The 26,797-nt window shown below is 70.5% G+C and carries 28 protein-coding genes, 1 pseudogene and 1 riboswitch; of the genes and pseudogenes, 23 read left to right on the top strand and 6 right to left on the bottom strand.

Annotated elements, in window-relative coordinates; all coding sequences use genetic code 11:
- Positions 1-57 precede the first annotated feature (57 nt).
- The 5 genes from AB0M56_RS46015 to AB0M56_RS45995 all read right to left on the bottom strand — a co-directional run bounded on the left by AB0M56_RS46015 (position 58) and on the right by AB0M56_RS45995 (position 5,299).
- Positions 58-444 (bottom strand): GntR family transcriptional regulator, encoded by a 387-nt coding sequence (locus AB0M56_RS46015; RefSeq protein WP_364188628.1) that lies wholly within the window; start codon positions 442-444, stop codon positions 58-60.
- On the bottom strand, positions 445-573 hold the full coding sequence (locus tag AB0M56_RS46010) for a hypothetical protein (protein WP_364188625.1): 129 nt from the start codon (positions 571-573) through the stop codon (positions 445-447).
- Between the two features lie 14 nt (positions 574-587).
- On the bottom strand, positions 588-1,166 hold the full coding sequence (locus AB0M56_RS46005; protein ID WP_364188622.1) for a hypothetical protein: 579 nt from the start codon (positions 1,164-1,166) through the stop codon (positions 588-590).
- 297 nt (positions 1,167-1,463) lie between these two features.
- On the bottom strand, positions 1,464-2,459 hold the full coding sequence (locus AB0M56_RS46000; protein WP_364188619.1) for an LLM class flavin-dependent oxidoreductase: 996 nt from the start codon (positions 2,457-2,459) through the stop codon (positions 1,464-1,466).
- A gap of 716 nt (positions 2,460-3,175) precedes the next feature.
- Complete coding sequence (locus tag AB0M56_RS45995) at positions 3,176-5,299, bottom strand: ATP-binding domain-containing protein (protein WP_364188616.1); 2,124 nt, start codon at positions 5,297-5,299, stop codon at positions 3,176-3,178.
- A 121-nt stretch (positions 5,300-5,420) separates the two neighbouring features.
- Here AB0M56_RS45995 and rsmD point away from each other — a divergent pair, with 121 nt between their 5' ends.
- The 13 genes from rsmD to AB0M56_RS45930 all read left to right on the top strand — a co-directional run bounded on the left by rsmD (position 5,421) and on the right by AB0M56_RS45930 (position 14,890).
- Entirely contained in the window at positions 5,421-5,987 is a 567-nt protein-coding gene (rsmD, locus tag AB0M56_RS45990; protein WP_364188614.1) for a 16S rRNA (guanine(966)-N(2))-methyltransferase RsmD, read from the top strand.
- Positions 5,988-6,039: 52 nt separating this feature from the next.
- Positions 6,040-6,522 (top strand): pantetheine-phosphate adenylyltransferase, encoded by a 483-nt coding sequence (coaD, locus tag AB0M56_RS45985; RefSeq protein ID WP_364188611.1) that lies wholly within the window; start codon positions 6,040-6,042, stop codon positions 6,520-6,522.
- A gap of 216 nt (positions 6,523-6,738) precedes the next feature.
- Positions 6,739-7,452, top strand: coding sequence for a ribonuclease domain-containing protein (locus tag AB0M56_RS45980; RefSeq protein ID WP_364188608.1), 714 nt, complete (start codon positions 6,739-6,741; stop codon positions 7,450-7,452).
- A gap of 171 nt (positions 7,453-7,623) precedes the next feature.
- Complete coding sequence (locus AB0M56_RS45975) at positions 7,624-8,352, top strand: DivIVA domain-containing protein (RefSeq protein WP_220237669.1); 729 nt, start codon at positions 7,624-7,626, stop codon at positions 8,350-8,352.
- A gap of 68 nt (positions 8,353-8,420) precedes the next feature.
- Entirely contained in the window at positions 8,421-9,038 is a 618-nt protein-coding gene (locus AB0M56_RS45970) for a YceD family protein (protein ID WP_364188605.1), read from the top strand.
- A 75-nt stretch (positions 9,039-9,113) separates the two neighbouring features.
- Entirely contained in the window at positions 9,114-9,296 is a 183-nt protein-coding gene (gene rpmF / locus AB0M56_RS45965; RefSeq protein ID WP_220237671.1) for a 50S ribosomal protein L32, read from the top strand.
- Positions 9,297-9,310: 14 nt separating this feature from the next.
- Positions 9,311-10,066 (top strand): ribonuclease III, encoded by a 756-nt coding sequence (gene rnc / locus AB0M56_RS45960; RefSeq protein ID WP_354882244.1) that lies wholly within the window; start codon positions 9,311-9,313, stop codon positions 10,064-10,066.
- A 47-nt stretch (positions 10,067-10,113) separates the two neighbouring features.
- Positions 10,114-10,977, top strand: a complete 864-nt coding sequence (gene mutM / locus AB0M56_RS45955) for a bifunctional DNA-formamidopyrimidine glycosylase/DNA-(apurinic or apyrimidinic site) lyase (RefSeq protein ID WP_364188602.1) — start codon at positions 10,114-10,116, stop codon at positions 10,975-10,977.
- 51 nt (positions 10,978-11,028) lie between these two features.
- Entirely contained in the window at positions 11,029-11,460 is a 432-nt protein-coding gene (locus AB0M56_RS45950) for a helix-turn-helix domain-containing protein (protein ID WP_220237674.1), read from the top strand.
- A gap of 3 nt (positions 11,461-11,463) precedes the next feature.
- Positions 11,464-12,006: a hypothetical protein gene (locus AB0M56_RS45945; RefSeq protein WP_364188599.1), complete on the top strand. Its 543-nt coding sequence runs from the start codon at positions 11,464-11,466 to the stop codon at positions 12,004-12,006.
- A complete protein-coding gene (locus tag AB0M56_RS45940; RefSeq protein WP_364188596.1) occupies positions 12,003-13,199 on the top strand; it encodes an MAB_1171c family putative transporter in 1,197 nt (398 codons plus the stop codon). The genes AB0M56_RS45945 and AB0M56_RS45940 overlap by 4 nt, the downstream gene beginning before the upstream one ends.
- A 102-nt stretch (positions 13,200-13,301) precedes the next feature.
- Positions 13,302-13,625, top strand: coding sequence for a PadR family transcriptional regulator (locus tag AB0M56_RS45935; RefSeq protein WP_220237677.1), 324 nt, complete (start codon positions 13,302-13,304; stop codon positions 13,623-13,625).
- On the top strand, positions 13,622-14,890 hold the full coding sequence (locus AB0M56_RS45930; protein WP_364188593.1) for a hypothetical protein: 1,269 nt from the start codon (positions 13,622-13,624) through the stop codon (positions 14,888-14,890). Before AB0M56_RS45935 ends, AB0M56_RS45930 begins: the two co-directional genes overlap by 4 nt.
- 307 nt (positions 14,891-15,197) lie before the next feature.
- Here AB0M56_RS45930 and AB0M56_RS45925 read toward each other — a convergent pair whose 3' ends face one another.
- Positions 15,198-15,719, bottom strand: coding sequence for a general stress protein (locus tag AB0M56_RS45925; protein ID WP_364188590.1), 522 nt, complete (start codon positions 15,717-15,719; stop codon positions 15,198-15,200).
- Positions 15,720-15,932: 213 nt separating this feature from the next.
- On the opposite strand from AB0M56_RS45925, the gene AB0M56_RS45920 reads away from it, so the two are divergent.
- From AB0M56_RS45920 to AB0M56_RS45875, 10 genes and pseudogenes are all read left to right on the top strand, one after another.
- Entirely contained in the window at positions 15,933-17,300 is a 1,368-nt protein-coding gene (locus tag AB0M56_RS45920; RefSeq protein ID WP_364188587.1) for a glutamine synthetase family protein, read from the top strand.
- Positions 17,281-18,033: a gamma-glutamyl-gamma-aminobutyrate hydrolase family protein gene (locus AB0M56_RS45915; RefSeq protein WP_364188584.1), complete on the top strand. Its 753-nt coding sequence runs from the start codon at positions 17,281-17,283 to the stop codon at positions 18,031-18,033. Before AB0M56_RS45920 ends, AB0M56_RS45915 begins: the two co-directional genes overlap by 20 nt.
- A 5-nt stretch (positions 18,034-18,038) precedes the next feature.
- On the top strand, positions 18,039-19,397 hold the full coding sequence (locus tag AB0M56_RS45910; protein ID WP_364188711.1) for an aldehyde dehydrogenase family protein: 1,359 nt from the start codon (positions 18,039-18,041) through the stop codon (positions 19,395-19,397).
- Between the two features lie 5 nt (positions 19,398-19,402).
- Positions 19,403-20,170 (top strand): 3-oxoacyl-ACP reductase, encoded by a 768-nt coding sequence (locus tag AB0M56_RS45905; protein ID WP_364188581.1) that lies wholly within the window; start codon positions 19,403-19,405, stop codon positions 20,168-20,170.
- A 136-nt stretch (positions 20,171-20,306) separates the two neighbouring features.
- A complete protein-coding gene (locus AB0M56_RS45900) occupies positions 20,307-20,768 on the top strand; it encodes a hypothetical protein (protein WP_364188578.1) in 462 nt (153 codons plus the stop codon).
- Positions 20,769-20,844: 76 nt separating this feature from the next.
- Positions 20,845-20,938, top strand: a riboswitch (glycine riboswitch).
- Positions 20,939-21,016: 78 nt separating this feature from the next.
- Positions 21,017-23,908, top strand: a complete 2,892-nt coding sequence (gene gcvP / locus AB0M56_RS45895; RefSeq protein ID WP_364188575.1) for an aminomethyl-transferring glycine dehydrogenase — start codon at positions 21,017-21,019, stop codon at positions 23,906-23,908.
- Between the two features lie 6 nt (positions 23,909-23,914).
- Complete coding sequence (gene gcvT, locus AB0M56_RS45890) at positions 23,915-25,021, top strand: glycine cleavage system aminomethyltransferase GcvT (protein ID WP_364188572.1); 1,107 nt, start codon at positions 23,915-23,917, stop codon at positions 25,019-25,021.
- Positions 25,022-25,035: 14 nt separating this feature from the next.
- Positions 25,036-25,413, top strand: coding sequence for a glycine cleavage system protein GcvH (gene gcvH, locus AB0M56_RS45885; protein WP_220237686.1), 378 nt, complete (start codon positions 25,036-25,038; stop codon positions 25,411-25,413).
- Positions 25,414-26,688: a serine hydroxymethyltransferase gene (gene glyA / locus AB0M56_RS45880; protein WP_364188569.1), complete on the top strand. Its 1,275-nt coding sequence runs from the start codon at positions 25,414-25,416 to the stop codon at positions 26,686-26,688. It abuts the gene before it with no gap.
- Positions 26,685-26,797, top strand: a pseudogene (locus AB0M56_RS45875) (lipoyl synthase); the annotation flags it as partial. The gene glyA and the pseudogene AB0M56_RS45875, both read left to right, overlap by 4 nt.

Here is a 26,797-nt window from a genome sequence, read left to right as displayed (position 1 = left end):
CCGTACCGGAGATGGTCTGCGAAGTGGCGAAAAGCTCGCCGGCCGGGGTCTAGGGGATCACTGTTGGCCCTGCGGAAAGTCGCTGAGGGCTGCACGCGCGGCGTCGACCGCTTCCCTGGGATCGACGCCCAGCTCTCGAACGCGCTGGGCGTACTCGGTGGCAGCGTCGCGGAGCAGTGACGCGCGGTCCGGCCGCTCGGCCGAGCCGGTGACGACGGTTCCCTTGGCGCGAGCCGTGGTCACCCAGCCGGCGGCCTCGAGTTCGCGGTAGACGCGGGCGATCGTGCCGGAGGCGAGCCCGAGGTCTCGGGCGAGCTGACGGATCGGCGGCAGCCGGGCGTCGATCGGCAGCGCGCCGGTGCCGATCGCGCGGACGATCTGGTCGCGGACCTGACGCCAGGGCGCGACGCCGTTGTCGGCGTCGACGGTCACTCGCAACGGCATCTACTTCGCCGTCGCGGTCGCGGGCAGTCTCCGCGGCGGCGTGGCGATCGCGATGAACGCGGCCAGTGTCACGACGAACGCCAGGAACGACGCCAGGTTGCTGCCGGACCAGCCGGTCGTGGCGCACATGCCGGTGGCGAGCGTCAGCGCGACACGCGCGCTGCGGCCCGCAGCGCCAGGTCGATGTCGGGGTCACCTGCCGCCGGCCGGCGGACGGCGAGAAGCACCACGCCCCACGCGACGACGGTGGCCGCGGCGGTCACGCCGAACAACGTCCACTGCCCGGTCGCGGCGAGGTGCACCGTGGCGGCGAGCGCGGCCAGCGAGGTCACGACGATCGCCCATTTCGGGGCGTAGTCGAGAATGCCGCGCGGGGCCAGCACGGCTTCGCGGCGTGCGCTCGGAGCCGGGCGTTGCGCGAGTACCTCGGCGATCAGCCCGCCGAAGAGGAGCACGGTCATGATCGCGCTGACGTCGTTGGCGTTGGCGAAATCCGCCGCGCCAGGGATCAACGGGAGGCCCACGAACAGCCACGGATACCAGAGCCTGCGGCGGCGCAAGTAGCGCACGGCCACGGACACCTGGTCCGGGGTCGCGTCCGGCAAGCCCCATTTGGCGAGCAGGCGCGCGCCCTGGCGCCGGCCTGGCCAGAGCACGAACAGGATGGCCAGGCCGAACAAGCCGCAAACGATCGCGACTGGGACCACATTGTCGACGTGCATGGCGTGAGCCCCCCTTGTTTTGTGCCAACCACATGGTACAAGACCAAGAGGGTGTTGCGCAGATCGGTCGCGCCCTTAGCTCCGTGGGCGTTGTTGACCTGGTCGTCCCGGTGGCGAAAGACCCACGAGTCTTCTGCCGACGGGCGGATCTCGTCTCCGGTCGATCGTGTCCGCTGTTGCCGCGGATTGGCCACTGAATGGCCGGCGGTGGTTGCCGGGTCTGTCCGCGACGTGGCGGCCGGAGAGCGGAAAAGAAAATCCCGGCCACCCGGGCCGGGATCTCTCTTCTGCGTGTCGTCAGTTCTTGAGGTCCGCCAAGATCTCGTAGGAGCGCAGACGGTCTTCGTGCCCGTGGACCATGGTGGTGACCATGAGCTCGTCGGCGCCCGTGTCGGCGAGGAGCTGGTCGAGTCCCTTTCGGACGGTCTCGGGCGAGCCGATGATGCTCGAGCCGAACCGGTCGGCGAGGAACGCGCGGTCCATCTCCGTGTACGGGTACTCGGCGGCTTCCTCGGGCGTCGGCAGCGCGATGGGACGGCCGCGGCGAAGGCTGAGGAACGTCAGCCCGCTGGGGCCGGCCAGGAACTGCGCGCGCTCGTCGGTCTCCGCGGCGACCACGGACACGCCGAGCATCACGTACGGCTCGGCCAGCGTCTCGGACGGGCGGAAGTTCTCCCGGTAGAGCTGCACGGCCGGCAGCGTGTTCTCGGCCGCGAAGTGGTGCGCGAAGGAGAACGGCACACCGAGGCGGCCGGCCAGCTGCGCGCTGAAGCCGGACGAGCCCAGCAGCCACAGCGGCGGCTTGTTGCCCTCGGCGGTCACGGCATTGACGCCGCGCGCCGGGTCGGTCTCGAAGTACTCGAGCAGCTCCATCAGCTGCTCGGGGAAGTTCTCGGCGGACAGCCCGCCGGGGCCGCGCAGCGCGAGTGCCGTGCGCTGGTCGGTGCCGGGCGCGCGCCCGATGCCGAGGTCGATGCGGTTCGGGTGCAGCGCCTCCAGCGTGCCGAACTGCTCGGCCACGACGAGCGGCGCGTGGTTGGGCAGCATGATGCCGCCCGACCCCACCCGGATCGACTCCGTGGCGTCGGCGACGGTCCCGATCAGCACCACCGTGGCCGAGCTGGCGATGCCCGGCATGTTGTGGTGCTCGGCGAGCCAGTAGCGGCGGTACCCCAGCCGCTCGGCGTGCCGGGCTAGGTCGATGGTGTTGCGCAGCGCTTCGCCGACCCCGTGCCCGTCCGAGACGGGGGAGAGGTCGAGCACGGACAGCGGGACGTCAGGCAGAGAACTCACGCTGAGCAGTAACGCATACGACGGCTGTTCCCTTCCCGGCGAGTCAGGGTCGGGTGGCCGGCGTTCGGTCGAGATCGGACACACCGACGGTTCCCCGCCGGATGGCGAGAGTTTCGCCACTCGGCGGCGAATCCGTGGTCGGGCCGGGGCCCGGCTTGCGGCCACGGTCAACTCGGGTGTGTGGCCTCAGCCGGAGTGCCGGGTTCGGTGGTGCGTGTCTTGGTCGCCGCGGCGGGCGAGGCCATCGCCGATCAGTGGCGAATCCGGGTTGCGCCGTGTCGTCGGGGCCGCGAATCCGGCGACGGGGCGCGGACGCGGACGAGTCGGAGAGGGCGGCGGCGGGGCCTGCTTGTGGCCAGCCTCACGGTCGGGCGATGGGGCGCGGGTCTCTTGCACTTGCAGCGTGCCCTGGCGGGCGTGAGGTCATTCGGCGTCTGGGTCGCGCGGCTGTCGCCGATCAGCGGCGAACCGGCGCCCGGCCCGCCCCGGCCACGGCGGCGCGGCCGGCCGAGGCGCGCGGCCGGCCAGCGCTTGCGGGCCTGGGAGCGCGGCGGCTGCGGGGCCTGGGAGCTCGGCGGGCGCGGGGCCTGGGCGCGCGGCGGGCGCAGGGCCCGAGAAGTCCGGTCGACCCGATCACCCGGCCAAGACCGGAGATGCCGAACGAGACGGGGCGTCGCCGCTGAGAGGCGAACGGCTGAAGGTGAGCGGGCGGAGGGTCAGGTGGTGGGCAGCCAGTCCGGGTTCGAGGCCAGGACGATCAGGTGCTGCGTCGCCCGGGTGAGAGCGACGTAGAGGACGCGGCGGCCGGTGGAGGACTCGGTGACGAGGTCCATGGGCTCGACGAGGACGACGGCGTCGTACTCGAGGCCCTTGGAGTCGAGGCTGCCGACGACCTTGAGGCGTTCGTCGGTCTCGTCGGTGAACCAGGCGGTGACCTCGGGGACGCGGTCCATGGCCGTGATGACGCCCACGGTGCCTTCGACGGAGCCGAGGAGTTCCTTGACCGCGGCCTGCGTCGCGCCTTCCAGGGCGCCGGCCTCGACGGGGCGGACCTCGGGCTCGATGCCGGTGGTGCGGACGGCGCGGGGAAGCTCGTCGGCCTGGGCGTGGCCGGTGACGACCTTCGCGGCGAGGTCGAAGATCTCCGCGGAGTTGCGGTAGTTGGTGCGCAGCGTGAAGCGGCGGCGCGTGGTCTTCACGCCGAAGGCCTGGTCGCGTGCGGCGGCGGCCTCGTCGGGGTCGGGCCAGGAGCTTTGCACCGGGTCGCCGACGACGGTCCAGCTGGCGTACTTGCCGCGGCGGCCGACCATGCGCCACTGCATGGGGGACAGGTCCTGGGATTCGTCGACGACGACGTGGGAGTACTCGTCGTAGTGCTCGGGCCGGTGGGTGCCGCCGCCGGTGGTGCCGCGCTCGGGCTCAGCCTCGAGGACGGTCTGGCGCCGGCGTCGCTTGGGCTCGGGGCCGACGAGGACGCGCACCTCGTCGAGCAGGGCGACGTCGGCGACGGACCAGCCGCGCGAACGGTCGGCGAAGTCGGCGGCCAGGAGGGAGATCTCGTGGCGGTTGAGCACGCCCTTCGCGGCCGCGGCGAGGCGCTTCTCGTCGCCGAGCCACTTGAGGATCTGCGCCGGGTACAGGACTGGCCACCAGACGACGAGGAAGCGGTGGAACTCGATGCGCTCGCCGAGGTCGCTGATTAGCTCTGCGCGGTCGAGCTGCTTGCCGTCGGCCTTCGCGTACTCCTCGGCCTTGTCGGCGAGCGCGCCCAGCAGCAGCTCGGCCGTGCGCACGCGCGCGCGATTGGGCGGTGCGCCCTGGGTGTGGGCCTTCCGACGGACCTTCTCCAGCTCGCGCGCCGAGAGCTTGAGCACCTCGCCGCGGTAGACGATGCGCATCTCCTGCGGCGATTCCGGCGGTGTGTCGCGCAACGCGCGCAGCAGCACCTTCCGCATGCGCAGCGAACCCTTGATCGCGGCGAGCTCGGAGGTGTCCTGGCGGGTAGCGGCGAGGCCGTCGAGCACCTCGCCGAGGGCGCGCAGCTCCACGTTCGTCTCGCCCATCGACGGCAACACCCGCGAGATGTACGTCGTGAACACCCCGGACGGCCCGATCACGAGCACGCCGGCGCCCCCGAGCTGGCGGCGGTGGCGGTAGAGCAGATACGCGGCGCGGTGCAGGGCGACGGCCGTCTTGCCCGTGCCCGGACCGCCCGTGATCTCGGTGACACCGCGCCACGGCGCGCGGATGACCTCGTCCTGTTCCTTCTGGATCGTGGCGACGATGTCGCGCATCTTCTCGCCGCGGGAACGGCCGAGCGCGGCCATCAGCGCGCCCTCGCCGACGACCTGCATGTCCTCGGGCACGGCGTCGGGGATCAGCACGTCGTCGTCGACATCGAGCACGTTCTGACCGGAGCAACGGATGACGCGGCGGCGCACCACGTCCATCGGCTCCTCGGCCGTGGCCTGGTAGAACGCCGCGGCGGCGGGCGCGCGCCAGTCGGTGACGAGGTTGTCGAACTCGTTGTCGCGGATGCCGAGGCGGCCGACGTAGATGTGGTCGCGGTCGAGGTGGTCGAGCCGGCCGAACACGAGGCCCTCGTACTCGGCGTCGAGCGTCTGGAGGGTCTGATTGGCGTGGAAGACCATCATGTCGCGTTCGAAAAGCATCGAGGCTTGTTCGAAAATCGCCTCGCGCTGGGCGCCTTGCCCCAGCTCGTATCCCTTCGTGCGCATCGCCTCGGCCTGTACCCGCAGCTCTGCGAGCCGGGTGTAGACCCGATCCACGTGGGCCTGCTCGACGGCGATCTCCGCCCGTCTCACCCGGGGTTCCGACACGCAACGCTCCTAAACGACTCGATGCCTCACGAGGGCGAAGAACGACTGTACGCGCCCGCGCGCGCGAGATTCAGCAAGTCCTGCCCAACGCCACACCGCGACGTTCGGCGAAGATGGCGGGGTGACGAGGATCGTGGCGGGGAAGGCGGGCGGCCGGCGGCTCAAGGTGCCGCCCAAGGGGACCCGCCCGACGTCCGAACGCGTACGCGAAGCGCTGTTCAACGCGCTCGAAGTGGCCGGTGAACTCGACGGCACCCGCGTGCTCGACCTCTACGCCGGCTCCGGCGCCCTCGGCCTCGAAGCCCTCTCCCGCGGCGCCGCCGACGCCTGGTTCGTGGAGGCCGACCGCCGCGCGGCCGACGTGCTGCGCGGCAACGTCGGCGCCCTGGGCCTGGGCGGCACCGTCCGTGCCGCCCCCGTGGAGGCCGTGGTCGCCGCCCCCGCGCCCGCGCGGTTCGGCGTGGTGCTGGCCGATCCGCCGTACGCCGTGGACGCCGCCGCGCTCGGCTCCGTGCTGGCTGCGCTCGACGAGGGCGGCTGGCTCGCCGACGGCGCCCTGGTGGTGATCGAACGTGCCGCTCGCGACGGCGCGCCGGACTGGCCTGGCGCCTACACGCCCACGCGCGACAAGAAGTACGGCGACACCGCCCTGCACTGGGCGGAGTACACGCGTCGATCACAGATGTGACGCAGCAGTCACGAAGTGCGCGCGCAGCGTCGCGGCTTGGTAGCGTCCGCGCATGCGGCGTGCGGTCTGTCCCGGTTCCTACGATCCGGCCACCAACGGACACCTCGACATCATCGAGCGGGCCTCCGTCCTCTTCGACGAGGTAGTGGTCGCGGTGGGGGTGAACAAGAGCAAGAAGGGCCTCTTCACCGTCGAGGAACGGCTGGAGATGCTGCGTGAGATCACCGCGAGCCTCCCCAACGTGCGCGTGGACTCGTGGCATGGCCTGCTCGTGGACTACTGCCGCGAGAACGACATCGCGGCCGTCGCCAAGGGCCTGCGCTCGGTCAGCGACTTCGACTACGAGCTGCAGATGGCCCAGATGAACCGCGAGCTCACCGGCCTCGAGACGCTGCTGATGGCCAACAACCCGGCCTACGGCTTCGTCTCCAGCTCGCTGGTGAAGGAGGTCGCGGCGCTCGGCGGCGATGTCGAGCGGCTCGTGCCGCCGGTGGTGTTCGAACGGCTCCGCAAGGTGTTCCCGCACCAGGGCTGAGCGCGGTCCCGGACGAAAAGCGCTCGTTCGCGAACAAGACCCGTTTCGTACCCGAACACGATCCGCTTGCTCGCAAACAAGAGCCGAGCGGTTTCGCACGTTCACCCGGCGCATTCGCCCGAACGGGTTGCGACCATCGTCGGGACTTCGGGGAACGCTCGAAGCTGTTCACTTGACGGCAGCCTCGCGACCATCCGATCGGGTTACGGTCCGAAAATGGCCAACCACCGTTCGCGTTTAGCGACCGTCCTGTTCGCGCTGCTGGTCGGATTCCTCGGGCTGGGCACCGCCGCGGTCGCGGCGCCCGCTGCCCCGGCGGCGCCGGCGTCCGTGCTGCAGAACTCCTGCGGCAACCTGTCGGGCTTCTCGCACACGTCGCTGTCCTCGCTCCCCGCGGAGGCGACGACGACCTACAACCTGATCCAGAAGGGCGGGCCCTTCCCGTACCCGAAGAACGACGGCGTCGTCTTCGACAACCGTGAAGGCATCCTGCCGTCCTGCTCCTCCGGCTACTACCACGAGTACACCGTGCCCACGCCCGGTGCGAGCAACCGCGGCACGCGCCGGATCATCACCGGCCAGGGCGGCGAGTACTTCTACACCGGCGACCACTACGAGACCTTCAAGGTCATCGACGTCAACGGTGGTGGTGGCGGCGACACCGGCTCCTGCGGCGACCTCTCGGGCCTGGCGAAGATCGGCTACTCCACCCTGTCCTCGGCCGCGAAGTCGGTCGTGAACCAGGTGCGCAGCGGCGCGACCGGCCAGACCTACGAGAACCGCGAGGGCGTGCTGCCGGCCTGCGCCGCGGGCTACTACCAGCTGTTCCCGGTGGGCACCAACGACCGCGTGATCAAGGGCAAGGGCGGCGAGCTGGCCTACACGCCGGACCGTTACTCCACTTTCAAGCGCATCGACCTCAACTCCTGAAACCCCCGACGCGCCTGCGTGCCGCCCCACCCGCGCCGGGTGGGGCGGCACGCTGCGTCATGAGTCGTTCGCAAGAGGACACGCCCAGTCCGGCGCGCGTTCACCGCTTCAGGCCGGCAAGCGGGCAGACTGATCGGTAGCGAACGGGGATTACTGCTTGAGGGAGTGGCCGTGTACCGGGTTTTCGAGGCACTCGACGAGCTCGTCACGATCGTCGAAGAGGCCCGCGGGGTGCCCATGACGTCCAGCTGCGTCGTGCCGCGCGGCGACGTCCTCGAGCTGCTCGACGACGTCCGCGACGCGCTGCCCGGCGAGGTCGACGACGCTCAGGACGTGCTCGACAAGCGCGACGACCTCCTGCACGCCGCCCGCAAGGAAGCCGGCGAGACGGTGGCCGGCGCCAACGAAGAGGCCGAGCGCACGGTGTCCGACGCCGCGTCGGAGGCCGAGCGGATCCTCGCCGACGCGCGCGCCCGCGCCGAGCAGATGATGGGCGACGCCCACAACGAGGCCGAGCGCATGGTCGCCGCCGGGCAGGCCGAGTACCAGAACCTCACCGACCGCTCCCGCGCCGAGTCCGAGCGCATGATCCAGGCCGGCCGCGACGCCTACGAGCGCGCCATCGAGGACGCCCGCGCCGAGCAGACGCGGCTGGTCTCGCAGACCGAGGTGGTCCAGGCCGCGCACGCCGAGTCGGCCCGCATCGTCGACGAGGCCCACGCCGAGGCCGACCGCCAGCGCGCCGACTGCGACGCGTACGTGGACGGCAAGCTCGCCGAGTTCTCGGAGCTGCTCGCGACCACGCTGCGGACCGTCGACTCGGGCCGCAACCACCTGCGTTCGCCGGTGAACCTGGGCGGCAGCGGCGGCCGTCCGACGCTGTACGACTACCAGGTCTGACCCCCTGCGGGAGTGACGCTCGGCACCAGCGCGAAACCACTGGCGCACCCTGCGTACCCTGGTATGCGATGTCAGAGAACCCTGCCCAGAACACCCGCCCCGCACAGCTGGATGACAAGAGCCCGTGGGTGGTCGACACCCGTGAGCTCGGCCGCCGCGCCGGCCTGAGCCGCGAGGTGCGCCGGAGCGTGCCGCTCGACGCCGCCCTCGGTGTGCCCGACGTCATCTCGCTCGAGGCCGGCTCCGTCCTCGAGCTCGACCTGCTCCTCGAATCCGTGGTCGAGGGTGTGCTGGTCAGCGGCACGGCGAGCGCCACCGCCACCGGCACGTGCTCGCGCTGTCTCGACCCCCTCACCGAGGAGATCGAGGTCGACCTCACGGAGCTGTTCGCCTACCCCGGTACGGCCACGGAGGAGACCACCGACGAGGACGAGATCCCGCGGCTGGTCGACGACCGGATCGACCTCGAACCGATCGTCCGCGACGCCCTGGTCCTGGCCCTTCCCCTCGTGCCGCTGTGCGAGGAGGACTGCGCCGGGCTGTGCACCGAATGCGGCGTCAAGTGGGCCGATCTCGAGCCCGGACACGGGCATGAGAAGATAGATCCTCGGTGGGCCGCGCTGGTCGAGCGATTCGACGAGAACGCGGGCGAAAAGCCTGCGCACGGCTCCGGAGAGCAAGCCTGACGAGCGTCCAGCTCGATCCGGGAGAAGTCAGTTCGGCTCGTGAACGCGGGCAGACAGTCTGAAGGAGATCTACTCGTGGCCGTCCCGAAGCGGAAGATGTCGCGATCCAACACGCGCGCGCGCCGCAGCCAGTGGAAGGCGGCTCCGGTTCAGCTGGTGCCCTGCTCCAACCGCGCCTGCCGTCAGCCGAAGCTCCAGCACATCGCGTGCCCGACGTGCGGCCAGCACAACGGCCGCCAGGTCGTCGAGCCCGCCTGATCGGGCAGCCGACCATGGGGGGTAAGTCCGCCGGGGGACCCGCGGCCGATCCCATCACACTGCTCGAGGCGCTCGGGGTCGAATTCGACCCCGAGCTCCTTCGGCTTTCGCTGACCCACCGTTCGTACGCGTACGAGAACGGTGGGCTCCCGCCCAACGAGAGGCTGGAGTTCCTCGGCGACGCGGTGCTCGGCCTGGTCGTCACGGACCACCTGTACACCACGCACCCGGACCTGCCGGAAGGCCAGCTCGCGAAGCTGCGCGCCAGCGTCGTCAACATGCACGCGCTGGCGGGTGTCGCCCGTGGGCTGGGTGAGGGCGGGCTCGGGGCGCACCTGTTGCTGGGCAAGGGCGAAGAGCTCACCGGCGGCCGGGACAAGGCGAGCATCCTCGCCGACGGTCTCGAAGCCGTGATCGGTGCCACCTACCTGGCTCACGGCATCGAGGTCGCGCGCAAGCTCGTGCACCACCTCTTCGACGGCCTGCTGGCCGAGGCGCCCCTGCGCGGGGCCGGTCTCGACTGGAAGACCAGCTTGCAGGAGCTCACCGCTTCCTCCGGTCTCGGCGTGCCCGAGTACCGCGTGGAGGACACCGGTCCGGACCACCGCAAGGAGTTCACCGCCACGGTGCTCGTCGCGGGTCGTCCGCTGGGCGACGGTTCCGGCACCACGAAGAAGGAAGCCGAGCAGAAGGCCGCCGAAACGGCGTGGCGCGCCCTCTCCGAAGAGCTGGGCCACGGCTCCGACGGTTCGGCCAAGTCCGAAGGCTGACGCCCGCCGGTCCGGAACTGTCGTACCGGACGGGCAGAATGGACGCCATGCCCGAACTTCCCGAGGTCGAGGTCGTGCGCGCCGGCCTTGAGGCCCACGTGGCCGGTCGCACCGTCAGCAAGGTCGAGGTCCTGCACCCGCGCGCGATCCGCAGGCATGCCCTCGGCGCCGAAGACTTCACCGGCCGGCTGGCCGGTGTCGTGGTCGAGGCCGCGCGCCGGCGGGGCAAGTACCTGTGGCTCGAGCTGTCGCACGGTGAGGCCGTGCTCGCGCACCTCGGCATGAGCGGCCAGATGCTGGTGCAGCCAGAGGGCACGCCCGACGAGAAGCACCTGCGCGTGCGCGTCCGCTTCGACGACGACGGTCCGGAGCTGCGGTTCGTGGACCAGCGCACGTTCGGCGGCCTCGCGCTCGACGATCTCGCCGACGTCGAAGGCGACCTGCTGCCCGCCACCATCGCCCACATCGCGCGCGACCCGATGGACGCGCGGTTCGACCCGGCCGCTGCGGTGAAGGCGTTGCGCTCGCGGCGCACCGAGGTCAAACGCGCACTGCTGGACCAGACCCTCGTCTCCGGCGTCGGCAACATCTACGCCGACGAAGCCTTGTGGCGCACCAAGTTGCACGGCGCCCGGCCCACCGACAAGCTCACCAACGCCCAGGGGAGCGCACTGCTGGCCGCCGCCGGCGAGGTGATGAACGCCGCGCTCGCCGTGGGCGGCACGTCCTTCGATGCCTTGTACGTCAACGTGAACGGGCAATCCGGGTACTTTTCGCGTTCCCTCGACGCGTACGGCCAGGAGGGACTACCGTGCCGCCGGTGCGGAACGGCGATCCGGCGGGAACCGTTCATGAACCGCTCGTCCTACTCCTGCCCGAAGTGCCAGCCGCGGCCCCGCAGCTCGCGTTGATGCGCCTGTCGGGGCGATCAACTAGAATGAACGCGGCGGAAGAGGAGCAGCATGACGGAGCCGGACAGATCGTCGCTGGCCGACAAGATCGACCAGCTGTTCCACGTCGTGCGCCGGCCCGACCGCGAGCAATACAGCCACGAGGAGGTCGCCCGCGCGTGCCGTGAGGCGACGGGGGAGAGCTTCTCCACCACGTACCTCTGGCAGCTGCGCACCGGGCGTCGTGACAACCCCACGAAGCGTCATCTCGAGGCGCTCGCGCAGTTTTTCGGCGTTCCTCCGGCATACTTCTTCGACGACGAGCAGAGCGTGAAGATCGCGGAAGAGCTGGCGTTGCTCGGCGCCTTGCGCGACGCCGGTGTCCGCGACGTGGCGCTGCGGGCCATCACGCTCTCGCCGGACGGGCTCGACACGATCAGCGACATGATCGACGCGATCGCCCGGAGGGAGGCCGCGCGAAGCGGTGTGAAGAAGGAGGACTGAGCGGTGGCGGACCGGCAGCGCGAGCTCTGGCGACGGTGCCGTCGCCTGGCCGAGGCGCCGGCGCTGCCCGAGCCCTTCGACCCCGCCGAGTTCGTGGCGGGCATCGCCGCCGGTCGCGGCCGGCCCATCGAGCTGATGCCGGTGAACGCGCCGTCCGGCGGGCCGTGCGGCTTGCTGATGAGCACCGCGCGCGCCGACTACATCCTCTATCCCACCAACACCACGGCCCTGCACCGGCGCCACATCCTGCTGCACGAGGTGGGCCACCTGCTGTGCGGGCACGTCGGGTCCGACGCCGGCGCTGAAGGCGCGGCGATCGACACGGCCGTGAGCCGCGCGTTGATGCCGAACCTCTCGCCCGAGCTGGTCCGCCGCGTGCTGGGACGGACCACGTATTCGGCCGTGGAGGAGCAGGAAGCCGAGCTCGTGGCGTCGTTGCTCGCCCAGCGCGTGGCGAAGGTGCAGGCGCCGCGGCCGGAACCGGACAGCGGCATGGCCCGCATGGACGACATGTTCGGTGGCCGCCCGCGCCGCCGGAACCCGTGATCGAGACGCTGGCGTACCTGGCCTGCGTGCTCGGGTTCGCCGGCTTCGGCGTGAAGCTGCTCGAGGCCGGGCGCGACCAGCCGGCGCGCACGCTGTGGTTCCTCGCCGGCTTCGGCATCTGCATCGCGCTCGGCATCACCGACGGCATGCCGGCGATGGACCAGCTGGCCGGCCACCACCGCTGGTACGCCGAGTACGCGCCGCTCGCCGGCGACCTCGCCAAGTTCGGCGCGATCGGGTTCACGGTCGCGTTCACGCGCTCGATGCGCTTCGGCGCCGACGCGCGCCTGGGCTGGCACGCGGTGCTGTCGTGGTTCGTGATCGTGGTGGAGATCGTGCTGTTCACGCTTGCGGGCCCGGACTGCTCGGGCGACGAGACGGTCGTCGCCGCTGAGGGGCGACCGTTCCTGATCGCGTACGAGCTGGTGTTCGTCGTGTACGGCGTGCTCAGCCTGACGCTCGTCGCCGTGTTCTTCGCGCGCTTCGCAACGCGCGCCCGCGCGGGTTCGCTTCGCACCGGACTGTGGTTGATCTTCGCCGGCGTGGTGGCGGCGGTGGCGTGGACGTTGTGGGATCTCGACGACGTGGCCGCGCTCATCTCGGATGGCCGCGTCGGGGCGACGGAGGATCTGCCGGCCGCGGTGCTGGGGGCCACTTGTGTGGTGCTCGCGGTGGCGGGGTCGACGTTGTCGGTGTGGGGGCCGTCGCTCGCCGCGCCGTTCCGCTGGGCGCGCGCGTACCGCGGCTACCGCCGGATCGAGCCACTGTGGACGGTGCTGCGCGACGCCGTGCCGGGCATCGCCCTGGATCCGGCGAGCGGGCTCGGGCGCGGTGCGGAGTTCGCGCTCTACCGGCGCGTGATCGAGATCCGCGACGGGCATCTCGCGCTGCGGCCGTACTTCGACCCGGACCTGCCCGCGCGCGTGGTGGACCGCGCGCGGCGTGACGGCGTGCCGACGCGCCGGGTGGCCGCGACCGTCGACGCCGCCACGCTCGCGGCGGCCCTCGTCGCGCGCGAAGCGGACCACCGGTTCCAGCCCGACGATGCCGACGCGCCCGTGAGCCGGGCCGTGGCTGCCGACGTGAGTGCCGAGGCCGCGTGGCTCATCGAGGTGACGCGCGCGTGGCGGCGCTCGGCTCTGGTGGCCGACGTGCGGCGCGAAACCCGGCGTGAGCTGGGCGTTCCGCCCTGATCTTCACCTCTGTGCGCGGATGGTTTCCGCCGAATGGCCGTCCGCCGTGCGCACTACTGCGCAATGCGTGGTACCGTTCCAAGCGCAAGACTGGAGGGTGCCGTGGAGATCAGTCAGCTGCTCAAGGGAGTGCTGGACCTGGCGGTGCTGGCCGTGCTTCGCGAAGACGACGGGTACGGCTACGACGTGCTCCGAAGACTTCGCGTGGCCGGCCTGGAGGAAGTGGGGGACGCTTCCGTCTACGGCACGTTGCGCCGGCTGTACAAGGCCGGGTTGCTGACGTCGTACGTCGTGCCGAGCGAAGAGGGCCCGCACCGCAAGTACTACAGCCTGAACGAGCCGGGGAGAGCGCGGCTGCAGGAGTCGGGGAAGACGTGGGCGAGTTTCGCGTCGACGATGAACGGGTTACTGGGAGAGGCAGCATGAGTACGGAGAAGCCCACCGCGGTGCGCGTGTACCTGGCGAGGGTCCGCACCGCGCTCGGCGATCTGCCCGCGGGGGAGATCGAGGAGATCCTGGAGGACGTCCGGCCGCACCTGGCCGAGATGGAAACTGAGCTGGGGGCCCACGCGCGCGTCGAGCAGCTCATCGAACGGCTCGGCTCGCCGGAGAGCTATGCGGCCGAGCTGCGTGCGTCCGGGGGTTATCCGCCGGCGCCCGCGGGTGCCGAAGCGGCCACGGCCGTGCTGGCTCCGGCGAAGGCCCCGAGCCTGTTCGCGGCGCGATTTGCCTTGTGGGGCTTGGTGTTCTGCGCCGCTGGGCTCGCGTTGTTCGCGTTCGCGGCGGCGGTGAGCCTCGACCCGGACAGGTTGCTGGGTCTGCTGCTCCTGGCGCCGGTGTTCGCGTTGAGCCTGATTTTCCTGTTTCACCGCGGGGTTTCGGCCGTGCTGGAGCTGCCCGAGGTCGTGCGGACGCGGGAGTCGGTGCGGTCGTGGCGCTCGAACCGTGAGGGCGACAAGGCTGTGGCGTACCTGCGTACGCTGAAGCCCGCGTGGTGGGTGGTGTGCGCGGTGGCCCTGATCGGGTTCGGCCTGCTGCTCATGGTGCGGCACTCGTACGCGGTGCTGCTGCTGCCGTTCCTCATCGCGGCCGCCGCGGCGGTGGTCTGGGCCGGGCCGAAGACCGGCAGCGACCGGCGGCTGCTGTGGATCGCGGTGCCGGTGTCGGCCTTCGTGATCGGCGGCGCGTTCGGCGGCTTCGGCGCGGCGATCGACCTGATCACGCACCGCACGTACTACCCGGACACGACGTCGTACTCGTCGCCGTCCACGGACACCTACGGCAACCAGCAGCTGCGGTACGGCAACGAGGACGTCGACAACGTCTACGCCTTCGACGCCGCCGGCAAGCCGCTCACGGACGTCTACCTCTACGACGACCAGGGCCGGCCGCTGACCGTCACCCGCTACGGCTGCGAGCAGGACACCGGCACCCGCTCGAAGGTCGGCGAGGACAACCGCTTCCCGCGCCCGCAGCTCGTCCAGGGTGTCCAGGACGCCAACGGCAACCGCGACGGCTACAACGGCTACCTCGGGTATTGCCACGAGGAGACGGGCGTGCCGTTTGCCGCGGCGATCCCGAAGCCGGTGACTTCGGCGCCGAGTGCTCCTTCCAGCGCACCTGCCAAGCCGACGTCGTCGGCCCCGGCGAAGACGACGTCGCCGACCAGTCCTGCTCCGCCGACGAGGTAGAGCGCGCGAGGGGCCGGGGGAGCAGAGGTCGGGGCTGCTCCCCCGGTTCCGTTTCGTGTCCGGGCCCGGTTCCGCGAACCGGGGTGCGCAGTGCCGCCGGGGTGTGAAGATCGGCTGATCCCGACAAACGGTGCCCGGGGTGTCTGAGGCTCGTGTGGGCCGAACCGGTGGGCGTAAGAGGCGGTGCGCGGGCGAGGCGCGCGGTCCGCGTCCTGGGCAGTCCCCGCCGGACCTGGGGAACACAGGGCAAAAAAAGAACTCGGGCGCCCGGGTTCGAGACTCAGGCGCCCGAGCTTCGGGAGCTACGTCAGTGGCCGAAGGCCGAGCGGGCGGCGAGGTCCGCGAGGAGGGCGCGGCCCTTTTCGGCGTTGCGGGGCTGCGACAGGACGTCGTAGCGCTGGGCGACGAGCTGGCTTTGCGAGACGAAGCCGCGCTTGTTGCGGTTGGCCGCGTAGCCCAGGGCGCCGAACAGCAGGTTGAAGGCGACGCCCGCGACGAGGCCGATGATGATGGACAGCAGGCCCGCGGCGGGGTTGAGCAGGCTGAGCACCAGGCCGAGGAACAGGCCGAACACCGCACCCGACATGGCGGCGCTGCTGAGCATCTTGCCCCAGCTCATGCGGCCCGCGATGCGCTCGACGAGCATCGGCTGGATGCCGACGATGGTGACGTCGCTGATCGGGAAGTCGGTGCCCGCGAGGTGGTCGACCGCCTTCTGTGCCTGCTCGTAGGACTCGTAGGAGCCGATCGGCCAGCCTGTGGGCATGGTCGGGAGCTGCGGCCGCGCCTGCTGCCGGCTGATCGTGGACTGCGTGAATGCTTCTGTCATCCCTCTCACCTCTCTTGTCCCGTCCAACGCCCGAGACGGCGCGTTTGGTCCCGCACCCCCACGATTCACAGATTCTTCTCAGCCGGGCAAGCCGGACATACGAGGCTCTTACGCAATGGAATCCAACAGTACCTTTGACCGGATTGACCCCACGAGCACCGGCCGGTAGGAAGAACCCGCAAAGGATCCCATCCAAACCTTTGGGGCGGTGCCATGGCTGGCAGGCGAGGGTTGCTCACGCTCGACGCGCTCCGTGAGCAGGTGGCGGCCGGAACGATCGACACGGTGCTGGTCGCGATCACCGACATGCAGGGCCGGCTCCAGGGCAAACGCTGCTCGGCGGAGTACTTCCTGGAAGAGGTCGTGGGCCACGCCACCGAGGCGTGCAATTACCTGCTGGCCGTCGACGTCGACATGAACACCGTGGACGGCTACGCGATCTCCTCGTGGGACGCGGGCTACGGCGACTTCGTGCTGCGACCCGACTTCACCACCCTTCGCCTCGTCCCGTGGCAGGAGGGCACGGCGCTGGTGCTCGCGGACGTCGAGCGCGTCGACGGCGGCGGGCCCGTCGCGGTGTCGCCGCGGCAGGTGCTGAGGCGGCAGCTGGATCGGCTGGCCGACAAGAAACTGCAGGCGTTCGTCGGCACGGAACTCGAGTTCATCGTGTTCGACGACAGCTACGAAACCGCGTGGGACAAGCGCTACCAGGGCATCAAGCCGTCGAACCAGTACAACGTGGACTACTCGATGCTCGGCACCGCGCGCGTCGAACCGCTGCTGCGCCGCATCCGCAACGAGATGGCGGGCGCCGGCCTGTACCCAGAGTCGGCCAAGGGCGAGTGCAACCCCGGGCAGCAGGAGATCGCGTTCCGCTACGCCGAGGCGCTCACCACGTGCGACAACCACAGCGTCTACAAGAACGGCGCCAAGGAGATCGCCGCGCAGGAGGGCAAGAGCCTCACGTTCATGGCGAAGTACAACGAACGCGAAGGCAACTCCTGCCACATCCACCTCAGCCTGCGCGGCACGGACGGGTCAGCGGTCCTGCCCGGCGACGGCGACCACGGCTTCTCGAAGCTCATGGAGCACTTCCTCGCCGGACAGCTGGCCGCGCTGCGCGAGCTGACCTACTTCTTCGCGCCGAACATCAACTCCTACAAACGGTTCGTACGCGGAAGTTTCGCGCCGACGGCCGTGGCGTGGGGCACCGACAACCGCACCTGCGCGCTGCGCGTGGTGGGCCACGGCGATTCACTGCGGGTCGAGAACCGCGTGCCGGGCGGGGACGTGAACCCATACCTCGCCGTCGCCGCGCTGATCGCCGCCGGCCTGCACGGCATCGAGAACGAGCTGCCGCTGGAGCCCGAGTTCACGGGCAACGCGTACGGCTCCGACAAGCCGACCGTGCCGACCACTTTGGGTGAAGCCGCGGACGTGCTGGCGGGCAGCCGCATCGCGCGCGAGGCCTTCGGCGACGATGTGGTGGACCACTACCTCAACGCCGCCCGCGTGGAGCGGGAGGCGTTCGAGAAGGCCGTGACCGATTGGGAGCTCATCCGTGGCTTCGAACGTCTCTGAGCACGCCGCCCGGAAACCCGTCATCGGGCTGACCACCTACGTCGAGCAGGCCAAGTTCCTCGCCTGGGACACGGAAGCCACGCTGCTGCACCGGGTTTACGCCGACTGCGTGGTGGCCGCCGGTGGGATTCCGGTGCTGCTGCCGCCGTTGACGGACGCGTACGCGAGCCTCGTCGACCGCGTGAACGGGCTCGTGCTCACCGGTGGCGCGGACGTCGAGCCGGAAAGGTACGGCGCCGAGCCACACCCGGCCACGTACACGCGCCCGGACCGCGACGCCTTCGAGTTCGGCCTGTTCGAGGCGGCACGCGAGGCGCGCAAGCCCGTGCTCGGCGTGTGCCGCGGCCTGCAGGTGATCAGCGTCGCCCTCGGCGGCACGCTCACGCAGCACCTGCCCGAATCCCTCGGCGACACCGCGCACCAGCCGGCGCCCGCGACGTTCGGCACCAGCAGCATCACCCTCGTCGACGGCACGCGCGCCGCCGCGTTGCTCGGGCCCGAGACGAAGGGCCACTGCTACCACCACCAGGCCATCGACCGGCTCGGCGCCGACCTCGTCGCGTCCGGGCACGCCGCCGACGGCACCGTCGAGGCCGCGGAGCTGCCCGGCGACGAGTTCGTGCTCGGCGTGCAGTGGCACCCCGAGCAGGACACCGGCGACGTCCGCCTGTTCCGGGCCCTGGTCGAAGCAGCAGCCCAAGCAGCAGCCGAAGCAGCAGAGGAGCGCAAGTGACGAGGATGTTCGAGGTGATCAACCCCGCCACCGAACAGGTGGTGCGGTCGATCGCGCTCACGAGCGCCGAAGAGACCGACGCGGCGATCGCCCGCGCGCACGCCGCTTTCCCCGCCTGGCGAGCTGTCGCCCCTGGTGATCGTGCGCGGCTGCTGCGCCGATTCGCCGACGCCGTCGAGGCCGACCTCGAGAACCTCGCGCGCCTCGAGGTGACCAACTCCGGCCACACCATCGGCAACGCGCGGTGGGAGGCGGGCAACGTCCGCGACGTCCTGAACTACTACTCAGCGGCTCCGGAACGCCTGATCGGGCAACAGATCCCGGTGCCCGGCGGGGTGAACGTGACCTTCCACGAGCCGCTCGGCGTGGTCGGCGTGATCGTGCCGTGGAACTTCCCGATGCCCATCGCGGGCTGGGGTTTCGCGCCGGCGCTGACGGCCGGCAACACCGTGGTGCTCAAGCCCGCGGAGCTCACGCCGCTCACCGCGATCCGCCTCGGCGAACTCGCGCGGGAGGCCGGCATCCCCGAGGACGTGTTCCAGGTCCTGCCGGGCAAGGGTTCGGTGGTGGGGCAGCGGTTCGTGGACCACGCGCTGGTCCGCAAGGTCGTCTTCACCGGCTCCACCGAGGTCGGCAAGCAGATCATGGCCGGCTGCGCGGCGCAGGTGAAGCGCGTGACGCTGGAGCTGGGCGGCAAGAACGCCAACGTCGTGTTCGCCGACGCCGACCTGGCGAAGGCCGCCGCGACGGCGCCGTACGGCGTGTTCGACAACGCCGGCCAGGACTGTTGCTCGCGCTCGCTGATCCTCGTGCAGCGCAGCGTCCACGAGCGGTTCATGGAGCTGCTGGAGCCCGCCGTGCAGGGCGTGGTCGTCGGCGATCCCGGCGACGACGGCACGGAGATGGGTCCGTTGATCTCCGCGGCGCACCACGCGAAGGTGTCGTCGTACGTCACTGACGCGACACCTGTTGCGTTTCGCGGTAGCGCGCCCGCAGGGCCGGGTTACTGGTTCGCGCCCACCGTCGTCACGCCGGCGAGCCTGGCCGACCCGCTGGCCGCCGACGAGATCTTCGGCCCGGTCGTGGCCGTGGTGCCGTTCGACGACGAGGCCGACGCCATCCGCATGGCCAACCACACCGACTACGGCCTCTCCGGGTCGATATGGACGCGCGACGTCGGGCGGGCCTTCCGCGTCGCGCGCGGGGTGGAGTCGGGGAACCTTTCGGTGAACTCGCACTCGTCGGTGCGGTACTGGACGCCGTTCGGCGGGTTCAAGCAGTCAGGCCTCGGCCGTGAGCTGGGCCCCGACGCGCCGACGGCCTTCACCGAGACGAAGAACGTTTTCCTGAGCACGGAGGAATGAGAGAGATGGTGCAGCGTTTCGAGGGCCGCGTCGCCGTGATCACGGGCGGGGCCAGCGGCATCGGCCTCGCGTCGGCGCGCCGGCTGGCGAGCGAGGGCGCGAAGGTCGTGATCGGAGACCTCACGCCCGAGCAGGGCAAGGCCGCGGCCGACGAGGTCGGTGGCCTGTTCGTGCAGGCCGACGTGACCGATCCCGAGCAGGTCCAGGCCCTGTTCCAGACGGCCGTCGACCAGTTCGGCGCGGTCGACGTGGCGTTCAACAACGCCGGCATTTCGCCCCCTGAGGACGACTCGATCCTCACCACGGACTTCGAGACGTGGGAGCGCGTGCAGCGCGTGAACCTGACCTCGGTGTACTTGTGCTGCAAGGCCGCGCTGCCGCACATGCAGCGCCAGGGCAAGGGCTCGATCATCAACACGGCGTCGTTCGTGGCCGTGATGGGTGCGGCGACTTCGCAGATCTCCTACACCGCGTCGAAGGGCGGCGTGCTCGCGATGAGCCGTGAGCTGGGTGTGCAGTTCGCGCGGGAGAACATCCGGGTCAACGCGTTGTGCCCGGGACCGGTGAACACGCCGCTGCTGAAGGAGCTCTTCGCGAAGGACCCGGAACGCGCCGCGCGGCGGCTGGTGCACGTACCCGTCGGCCGGTTCGCCGAGCCGGAGGAGATCGCGGCCGCGGTGGCCTTCCTGGCCAGCGACGATGCCAGCTTCATCACGGCTTCGCAGTTCCTCGTGGACGGTGGCATTTCGGGCGCGTACGTCACTCCGCTTTAGACAGAGGTTTCGGACAGACGTCACCGGGACGGGTTGATCTTCCGCCTGTTCCGGTGGCGACGCCCCCTGTCCGATTTCGCGGTGGGTAGACCGGAACCGTGGCGACCGGCCCGGTCGCCCGGTCCGGGAGGGTGCCATGCCGATCCGCGAAGCGTCTCCGATGCTGCAGGAGGTCGCCGACCTCTGCGAACTGTGCCGGGTGCGGTGCGAGCGGGCATTCGCGCGGCGCGCCGAGGCGGCCGAGCCCGGCAACGAGCTGGCCACGATGGGACCGGTCATGCTCGCGGCGGCGTCGATGTCGCGCCTGTGCGCCGACACACTCGACCGTTGCTCCGGCATGGCCGCCGACGTCGCGATGGTGCGCATGTCCGTGAAGGCGATGTGCGGCGAGGCCGCGCGGCTGCTGTCGCTGTGCGCCCAGTCCTGCCTCGGGACCGACGACGAGGAGCTGCGCGACCTCGCCGTACTGCTCACGCGCTGTGCCGACCTGTGCGCGCTGCTGGCCGGTCCGCCGAAGATCACGAAGGTCCCCGTGACGTTCCCCGCGCAGACCCGTCACCTGCGCGCCTTCAGCCGCGGCTCGGCGGGTGTGGCGTGAACCGTCCGAGGTAGACTGGCGCGCAAAGCGGCAGGTACGGTTGCCGCGAGCACACAAAACTCAACACCGGGCCGTTCGAGCAGGAGCGGGAGAGCCCCCATGAGACCGGTGGGGCACCGAAGGAGCAAACTCCCCGGAATCTCTCAGGTACCCACTACCGCTTCGCGCGAGGCCACTCTGGAAAGCAGGCGCACCCGCGCCTCACCCAAGGTGAAAGCCGCACTGCGCGGTGAAACTCTCAGGTGCCCATGACAGAGGGGGAGTTCCCAGCGCACCGCTGCGCCCGGTGCCCGGCAAGAGGAGCTCCCATCACCTCCACACCGTTCGACGCCCGCCACATCGGCCCCGCCGAGGCCGAGCGGGCCAAGATGCTCGCCGAATGCGGTTACGGAAGCCTGGACGCCCTCGTGGAGTCGGCCGTCCCGTCCGCCATCCGTACCACCCGTGACCTGGACCTTCCCGCCGCGGCGTCCGAAGAGGAAGCCACCGCGGAGCTGCGCGCGCTCGCGGCGCTCAACCGCCCGATGACGCAGATGATCGGCCTCGGCTACTCCGACACCGTCACACCGGGCGTGATCCGCCGCAACGTGCTCGAGAACCCCGCGTGGTACACCGCCTACACGCCGTACCAGCCGGAGATCTCCCAGGGCCGGCTCGAAGCGCTGCTGAACTTCCAGACGATGGTCGCCGACCTCACGGGCCTGACCACCGCCAACGCGTCGATGCTCGACGAGTCGACCGCCGTCGCCGAGGCCATGACGCTGATGAGGCGCTCGTCGAAATCGAAGTCCAATGTGATCGTCCTCGACGCCGAATGTCTGCCGCAGACGATCGCGGTCGTGCGCACGCGCGCCGCCGCGCTCGGCATCGACGTGCAGGTGTGTGACCTGCTCACCGGGCTTCCGGAAGAGTTCTTCGGCGTCGTCGTGCAGTACCCGGGCGCTTCGGGCGTGCTGCGCGGCCGCGGCTTCTACCACGCCATTTCCGAAGCTGCGAAGGCCGCGGGCGCCCTGTACACGGTGGCTGCCGACCTGCTCGCGCTCACGTTGATCACCTCGCCGGGCGAGTTCGGCGCCGACGTTGCCGCGGGTTCGACGCAGCGCTTCGGCGTGCCGCTGGGCTACGGCGGCCCGCACGCGGGCTACCTGGCCGTGCGCGCCGGGCTCGAGCGTTCGCTGCCGGGCCGGCTGGTGGGCGTGTCCGTGGACGCCGACGGGAACATGGCGTACCGGCTCGCGCTGCAGACGCGCGAGCAGCACATCCGCCGCGAGAAGGCGACGTCGAACATCTGCACCGCGCAGGTGCTGCCGGCCGTGCTGGCCGCGATGTACGGCGTGTACCACGGCCCGGACGGCCTGAAGGCCATCGCGACCCGCGTGCACGAGCTGGCGGCGGGCTTCGCCGCGGCCCTGCGCGACGGTGGCGTGAAGGTCGTGCACGAATCGTTCTTCGACACGGTCGTCGCGCACGTTCCGGGCCGCGCCGCCGAGATCCACGCGGCCGCGCGCGAGGCGGGCATCAACCTCGGGCACGTCGACGCCGACCACGTCCGCGTGGCCTGCGACGAGGTCACCCGGCCGGACATCCTCGCGCAGGTGCTGCGCGCGTTCGGTGTGGACGCCGAAGGGGCCACCGCCACCGCGCTGCCGAGCGGCATCGTGCGCGAGAGCGGCTTCATGGCCCACGAGGTGTTCAGCACGCACCGCTCCGAGACCTCGATGCTGCGCTACCTGCGCAAGCTCGCCGACCTGGACTACGCGCTCGACCGCGGCATGATCCCGCTGGGCTCGTGCACGATGAAGCTCAACGCCACCACCGAGATGGAGCCGATCAGCTGGCGCGAGTTCGCGGGCATCCACCCGTTCGCGCCGGCCGAGGACGCCGAGGGCTACCACCGGCTCGTGGCGCAGCTGTCGGGCTGGCTCGCCGAGGTGACCGGCTACGACGAAGTTTCCCTGCAGCCCAACGCCGGCAGCCAGGGTGAGCTCGCGGGCCTGCTCGCCATCCGCGGCTACCACCACGCGAACGGCCAGCCGGAGCGCGAGGTCTGCCTGATCCCGTCGTCCGCGCACGGAACCAACGCGGCTTCGGCGGTGCTCGCGGGCATGCGCGTGGTCGTGGTGAAGTGCACGGACGAGGGCAACGTCGATCTCGAAGACCTGCAGGCCAAGGTGGACGCGAACCGCGAGACGCTCGCGGCGATCATGGTCACCTACCCGTCCACCCACGGCGTGTACGAGCACGGCATCGAGCGGCTCGCGAAGATCGTGCACGACGGCGGCGGCCAGGTGTATGTGGACGGCGCGAACCTCAACGCGTTGCTGGGCCTGGCGAAGCCGGGCGAGTTCGGCGGCGACGTGTCGCACCTGAACCTGCACAAGACGTTCTGCATTCCCCACGGCGGTGGCGGCCCCGGCGTCGGCCCGGTCGCGGTGCGCGCGCACCTCGCGCCGTACCTGCCGAACCACCCGCTGCTCGACGCCGCGGGCCCGGCCACCGGCGTCGGCCCGATCAGCGGCGCGCCCTACGGCTCGGCGTCGATCCTGCCGATCTCGTGGGCGTACGTGCGCATGATGGGCGCGCCCGGCCTCACGGCGGCCACGAAGGTCGCGGTGCTCGCCGCCAACTACGTCGCCGCCCGCTTGTCGCCGCACTACCCGGTGCTCTACACCGGGCAGGACGGCCTGGTCGCGCACGAGTGCATCCTCGACCTGCGCGGCATCACCAAGGACACCGGCGTGACGGTCGACGACGTCGCGAAGCGGCTCATCGACTACGGCTTCCACGCGCCGACGATGTCGTTCCCGGTCGCGGGCACGCTCATGGTGGAGCCGACCGAGAGCGAGGACCTCGGCGAGATCGACCGCTTCTGCGCCGCGATGATCGCCATCCGCCACGAGATCGACCAGGTCGCGGCCGGGCACTGGACCGCGGAGACGAGTCCGCTGCGCGCCGCCCCGCACACGGCGGAGACGCTGGTGGGTGAGTGGACCGCCGACTACGACCGTGAGCTCGCGGTGTACCCGGCGGGTGTGTCGCGCAAGAACAAGTACTGGCCGCCGGTGCGCCGGATCGACGGGGCGCGCGGTGACCGCAACCTCGTCTGCTCCTGCCCGCCCCTCAACGCGTACGAAGGCTGAGTTTCCGTGCTTGAATCAAACGCAGCTCGAGAGACTTCCCTGCACGCCGTCCACAAGGGACTGGGTGCGCTGTTCACCGACTTCGCGGGCTGGTCGATGCCGGTCCGCTACGCCAGTGAGCTGGCCGAGCACAAGGCCGTGCGCGAGGCGGCCGGGCTGTTCGACCTGTCGCACATGGCCGAGATCCACGTCCGCGGCGCGCAGGCCGCCGACGTGCTCGACTACGCGCTGGTCGGCAATCTCACCGGGGTGAAGCCGGGCCGCGCCCGCTACACGATGATCTGCGACGCCGACGGCGGCGTGCTCGACGACCTGGTCGTCTACCGGCTCGCCGACGAGGAGTACCTGGTGGTGGCCAACGCCGGCAACGCCGACGTGGTCGCCGAGGCGCTGGCCGAGCGCGTGGCCGGGTTCGACGCCGTGGTGGAGAACCGGTCGGCGGACACGGCCTTGATCGCCGTGCAGGGCCCGCGTGCGGTCGACGTGCTGGCCGCGGTGACCGACGCGGACCTGGGCGCGCTGAAGTACTACGCGAGTGTGCCCGCCGTGGTGAAGGGGCACGACGTGCTCCTGGCCCGCACCGGATACACGGGTGAAGACGGTTTCGAGCTGTACGTGCCGGCAGCCGAGGCGTCGGCGTTGTGGCGGGCGCTGACCGACGCCGGTGAGGCATTCGGGCTCGTACCGTGCGGGCTGGCGTGCCGTGACACGCTGCGGCTCGAAGCCGGGATGCCGCTGTACGGCAACGAGCTCTCGCGTGAGCTGAATCCGTTCGCGGCCGGTTTGGGCCGCGTGGTGAAGTTCGAGAAGCCGGGTGACTTCGTGGGCCGGGCCGCGCTGGAGGAGCTGGCGAAGGCGGACGTTCCGCGGGTGCGGGTGGGGCTGCGGGCCACCGGTCGCCGGGCACCTCGGCACGGTTACGCCGTGCTTTCCGGCGACGCTTCGGTGGGCGAAGTGACCAGTGGTGCGCTTTCGCCGACGCTGGGTTACCCGATCGCGATGGCGTACGTCGATCGGGCGTACGCCGAGCCTGGTACGAAGCTTTCCGTCGACATCAGGGGCAGGATCGAGCCCGTCGAGGTCGTCGCCCTGCCGTTCTACTCCCGAGCCTGAAGGAATTATTCACCGTGAGCATTCCCCAGAACCTGTCCTACACCAAGGAACACGAGTGGCTGTCCGTCGTGGACGGCGTCGCGACCGTGGGCATCACCGCCTTCGCCGCCGAGTCGCTGGGCGACATCGTGTTCGTGCAGCTGCCCGCCGTGGGCGGCACGGTGACCGCGGGTGAGGTGTTCGGCGAGGTCGAGTCGACGAAGTCCGTGAGCGAGCTGTACTCGCCCGTGAGCGGCGAGGTCGTGGAGGTGAACGAGACCACATCGGACACCCCCGAGATCGTGAACTCCGACCCCTACACCGAAGGATGGCTCCTGAAGGTGCGGCTCACGGGCGACGTCCCGGAGCTGCTCGACGCGACCGCGTACGCCGCGCTCACCCAGGAGAACTGAATGACGACGTTCGACGCCCACCTGTCCGATGTGGACCCGGAGGTCGCCGCGGCCGTGGCGGCGGAGCTGGACCGCCAGCAGTCGACGCTGGAGATGATCGCGTCGGAGAACTTCGCGCCCGTGGGCGTGCTCGAGGCGCAGGGTTCGGTGCTGACCAACAAGTACGCGGAGGGCTACCCCGGCCGCCGCTACTACGGTGGCTGCGAGTACGTCGACGTGGTCGAGCAGCTGGCCATCGACCGGGCGAAGGCGCTGTTCGGCGCCGAGCACGCGAACGTGCAGCCCCACTCGGGCGCGCAGGCCAACGCGGCGGCGATGTTCGCCGTGCTGAAGCCGGGCGACACGATCCTCGGACTCGACCTGGCGCACGGCGGCCACCTGACGCACGGGATGAAGATCAACTTCTCGGGCAAGCTCTACAACGTCGTGGCCTACCACGTCGACAAAGAGACCGGGATTGTCGACGTCGCCGAGATCGAGCGGCTGGCCGTGGAGCACAAGCCGAAGCTGATCATCGCGGGCTGGTCGGCCTACCCTCGTCAGCTCGACTTCGCGCAGTTCCGCCGGATCGCGGACCTGGTCGACGCGCGCCTGATGGTGGACATGGCGCACTTCGCGGGCCTCGTGGCCGCGGGGCTGCACCCGTCGCCGGTACCGCACGCGGACATCGTCACCACGACCACGCACAAGACACTGGGCGGCCCGCGCGGCGGCCTGATCCTGTGCCGTGAGGAGCTGGCGAAGAAGATCAACTCGGCGGTGTTCCCCGGTCAGCAGGGTGGGCCGCTGGAGCACGTGATCGCGGCCAAGGCCGTGGCGCTGAAGATCGCGGCGAGCGACGAGTTCCGCGAGCGGCAGGAGCACACGCTCGAGGGCGCGCGGATCCTGGCCGACCGGCTGTCGCGTTCGGACTGCGCCGAGGCGGGCGTGCGCGTGCTCACCGGTGGCACCGACGTCCACCTCGTGCTCGTGGACCTCGTCCAGTCCGCTTTGGACGGCCAGCAAGCCGAGGACCGGCTGCACTCCGTGGGCATCACGGTGAACCGCAACGCGGTGCCGTTCGACCCGCGGCCGCCGATGGTCACCTCCGGCCTGCGCATCGGCACGCCGGCGCTGGCCACGCGCGGGTTCGGCGCGGAGGACTTCGCCGAGGTCGCCGACGTGATCGCCGAGGCGCTGAAGCCGGACTTCGACGACTCCGTGGCGCAGACGCTCCGCGGGCGTGTGGAGCTGTTGGCGAAGAAGCACCCGCTGTACTCGGACCTGTCGCGATGAGCGCGCAGCCCGAGGGGCGGAAGTTGCTGCGGCTGGAGGTCCGCAACAGCGAGACGCCGATTGAGAAGAAGCCGTCGTGGATCAGGACGAAGGTGCGGATGGGGCCGGA

This window comes from Amycolatopsis sp. NPDC051372 (assembly GCF_040682095.1).
Classification (GTDB): domain Bacteria; phylum Actinomycetota; class Actinomycetes; order Mycobacteriales; family Pseudonocardiaceae; genus Amycolatopsis.
This window is presented reverse-complemented; position numbering and strand designations above follow the sequence as displayed.

What these genes read in the sequence shown, in the direction of transcription:
- AB0M56_RS46015 (WP_364188628.1), bottom strand. Translation starts at nt 444, where the DNA reads ATGCCGTTGCGAGTGACCGTCGACGCCGACAACGGCGTCGCGCCCTGG.
- AB0M56_RS46010 (WP_364188625.1), bottom strand. Translation starts at nt 573, where the DNA reads ATGTGCGCCACGACCGGCTGGTCCGGCAGCAACCTGGCGTCGTTCCTG.
- AB0M56_RS46005 (WP_364188622.1), bottom strand. Translation starts at nt 1,166, where the DNA reads ATGCACGTCGACAATGTGGTCCCAGTCGCGATCGTTTGCGGCTTGTTC.
- coaD (WP_364188611.1), top strand. Translation starts at nt 6,040, where the DNA reads ATGCGGCGTGCGGTCTGTCCCGGTTCCTACGATCCGGCCACCAACGGA.
- AB0M56_RS45980 (WP_364188608.1), top strand. Translation starts at nt 6,739, where the DNA reads ATGGCCAACCACCGTTCGCGTTTAGCGACCGTCCTGTTCGCGCTGCTG.
- AB0M56_RS45970 (WP_364188605.1), top strand. Translation starts at nt 8,421, where the DNA reads ATGTCAGAGAACCCTGCCCAGAACACCCGCCCCGCACAGCTGGATGAC.
- rnc (WP_354882244.1), top strand. Translation starts at nt 9,311, where the DNA reads ATGGGGGGTAAGTCCGCCGGGGGACCCGCGGCCGATCCCATCACACTG.
- mutM (WP_364188602.1), top strand. Translation starts at nt 10,114, where the DNA reads ATGCCCGAACTTCCCGAGGTCGAGGTCGTGCGCGCCGGCCTTGAGGCC.
- AB0M56_RS45950 (WP_220237674.1), top strand. Translation starts at nt 11,029, where the DNA reads ATGACGGAGCCGGACAGATCGTCGCTGGCCGACAAGATCGACCAGCTG.
- AB0M56_RS45930 (WP_364188593.1), top strand. Translation starts at nt 13,622, where the DNA reads ATGAGTACGGAGAAGCCCACCGCGGTGCGCGTGTACCTGGCGAGGGTC.
- AB0M56_RS45925 (WP_364188590.1), bottom strand. Translation starts at nt 15,719, where the DNA reads ATGACAGAAGCATTCACGCAGTCCACGATCAGCCGGCAGCAGGCGCGG.
- AB0M56_RS45920 (WP_364188587.1), top strand. Translation starts at nt 15,933, where the DNA reads ATGGCTGGCAGGCGAGGGTTGCTCACGCTCGACGCGCTCCGTGAGCAG.
- AB0M56_RS45910 (WP_364188711.1), top strand. Translation starts at nt 18,039, where the DNA reads ATGTTCGAGGTGATCAACCCCGCCACCGAACAGGTGGTGCGGTCGATC.
- AB0M56_RS45905 (WP_364188581.1), top strand. Translation starts at nt 19,403, where the DNA reads ATGGTGCAGCGTTTCGAGGGCCGCGTCGCCGTGATCACGGGCGGGGCC.
- AB0M56_RS45900 (WP_364188578.1), top strand. Translation starts at nt 20,307, where the DNA reads ATGCCGATCCGCGAAGCGTCTCCGATGCTGCAGGAGGTCGCCGACCTC.
- gcvP (WP_364188575.1), top strand. Translation starts at nt 21,017, where the DNA reads ATGACAGAGGGGGAGTTCCCAGCGCACCGCTGCGCCCGGTGCCCGGCA.
- glyA (WP_364188569.1), top strand. Translation starts at nt 25,414, where the DNA reads ATGACGACGTTCGACGCCCACCTGTCCGATGTGGACCCGGAGGTCGCC.